Here is a 238-nt window from a genome sequence, read left to right on the forward strand (position 1 = left end):
GCTCAGCACCGCCACGGTCAGCGGGCGCGATCTGGTGCTGAGCTACACCGAGGCGAGTGGCCTGGGTCTGGATGCGACCCATCCAGCGCCCGCGACGGCCTTTGCGGTGAGTAGCAGCCGTGGCGTCGCCATAGCCGTCGAGAGCGTCACGGTCAACGCCACGGCCAAGACCGTGACCCTGCGCCTGACCCGTCCCGTGGACAGTGGCGAAGCGGTGAACCTCAGCTACACCAAGCCC

At 68.5% G+C, this 238-nt stretch carries 1 protein-coding gene; it reads left to right on the forward strand.

Going from position 1 to position 238, the window contains the following annotated elements; translation table 11 throughout:
* The coding region (locus VTU_RS28680) for a SwmB domain-containing protein (RefSeq protein ID WP_010107469.1) at positions 1–238 on the forward strand (238 nt) is incomplete at both ends.

Source organism: Verminephrobacter aporrectodeae subsp. tuberculatae At4 (assembly GCF_000193225.1).
Taxonomy (GTDB): domain Bacteria; phylum Pseudomonadota; class Gammaproteobacteria; order Burkholderiales; family Burkholderiaceae_C; genus Acidovorax; species Acidovorax aporrectodeae.